At 68.3% G+C, this 1,544-nt stretch carries 1 protein-coding gene; it reads left to right on the forward strand.

The genetic code is table 11. From position 1 onward, the window contains the following. On the forward strand, positions 1-1,544 hold a 1,544-nt coding region (locus BMY35_RS37465; protein WP_143080857.1), incomplete at both ends, for a methyltransferase.

Raw genomic sequence — 1,544 nt, forward strand, 5'->3', positions numbered from 1 at the left:
CTGATGCGGATGGAGGAGAAGACCTTCGTCGGCAGTCTCGCGTCCAAGGTCGACGTGAGCGTGCGTCTGGCGGAGGTGTTCGGGCGGGAGGCGCTCGACTTCGTTCTGTTCCTCTCCTCGAGCCAGAGCCTTCACAGGGCGGTCGGCCAGAGCAACTATGCAGCGGGATGCACATTCGTCGACGCCTACGCGCAGGCGCTGTCGCGTGCGTGGCCGTGCGCGGTGAAGGTGGTGAACTGGGGTTACTGGGGCAGCGTGGGGGTCGTGGCGTCGGCGGACTACCGTGCACGGATGGCCAAGGTCGGGCTGGACTCGATCGAGCCGCCGGAGGCGATGGATGTGCTGGAGCGGTTGCTGGCGTCGCCAGTGTCGCGGGTGATCTACATCAAGACGACGACGCCGGAGTTTGCGCAGGCCATGGGCGTTGCGGCGGGAGAGGCCCGGCAGGTCGTGCCGGGGGTGTCGTCGGTGGCGGAGGTGCTGCCGCGTGCGACTGCGGTCGAGTCTCCGGTGGACATGAGCGCGGAGACGAAGCAGACCCTCGATAACTTGCTTGCGGGGTTGCTGTGGGGTCAGCTGTGCGAGCTGGGACTGGCCTCGCAGCCGGTGGTTGACGTCGAGGCGTGGAAGGCCCGGGTGGGTCTGCCGTCGCTGTACGGACCCTGGCTCGTCGAGAGCCTGGAGGTGCTGGAGAAGCGCGGGTATCTGGCGCGTGAAGGCGGCGCGCTGAGGGTGCTCATGGCGGACGCGCCGGACAGGGATACGCTGTGGTCGCGCTGGGAGGCGTTCGCGCGCGAGGTTGACCCGGAGTACCGCGCCCGGGTGGCGCTCCTGGACGCTGCCCTTCGAGCGCTGCCGGAGATCCTTCGCGGACAGCGCGCGGCGACGGAGGTGTTGTTCCCGAACGGTTCGATGGCGCTGGTCGAAGGCGTCTACCGCGGCAACCGGGTTTTGGACTACTTCAACGAGGTGCTGGCGGAGAGCCTGGTCGCGGCGGTGAAGGCGCGGCTGGCCCAGGACCCGCAGGCGAAGCTGCGCCTGTTCGAGATCGGGGCGGGGACGGGGGGGACGAGCGCGCTGCTGTTCGATCGGCTGGCGGCCTATGCCGCGCACATCGAGGAGTACTGCTACACGGACCTGTCGAAGGCGTTCCTGCTGCATGCGGAGAAGCAGTACCGGGCGAAGGCGCCGTACCTGAAGACGCAGATCTTCGACGTCGAGCGGTCCCTGGCGGAGCAGGGCATCGAGGTCGGCCGCTACGACGTGGTGATCGCCACGAACGTGCTGCATGCGACCAGGGAGATGCGGCGCACCGTGGGCAACACCAAGGCGCTGCTGAAGGCGAACGGGGTGGTGCTGATCAACGAGATGTCCTCCAACAGCCTGTTCCTGCAGCTGACCTTCGGGCTGCTGGAGGGGTGGTGGCTGTCGGAGGATGTGCCCTTGCGGATTCCGGGCTCGCCGGCACTGACGCCGCAGGCCTGGCGGCGGTTGCTCGAGGCGCAGGGGTTCGTGGACGTGCGCCATCCGGCGGAGGTGGCGCA

Source organism: Variovorax sp. YR750 (assembly GCF_900109805.1).
In the GTDB taxonomy this organism is placed as follows: domain Bacteria; phylum Pseudomonadota; class Gammaproteobacteria; order Burkholderiales; family Burkholderiaceae_C; genus Variovorax; species Variovorax gossypii.